We start from the raw sequence: 209 nt of genomic DNA on the forward strand, positions 1-209 counted from the left end.
GAGTAGGTCGTCGCCGGGCCTGCCAAGGACAGAAACATATTCCCTCTTCACGACCCCGAGCACGCACGCGGCGCCCCCAAGCGCCGCGTTCGTGTTTAGGGCAACGCACATCCGCGGGACGCTGATTAGTCCCGCACCGCGGCCGAAACACAACCGGTCGCATCCCAGTTCACGCAGGGTGGTGCAGCCATCCCGCGGAGCGGCAGCAA

The organism is Chelatococcus reniformis (genome assembly GCF_014640075.1).
Lineage (GTDB): Bacteria > Pseudomonadota > Alphaproteobacteria > Rhizobiales > Beijerinckiaceae > Camelimonas > Camelimonas reniformis.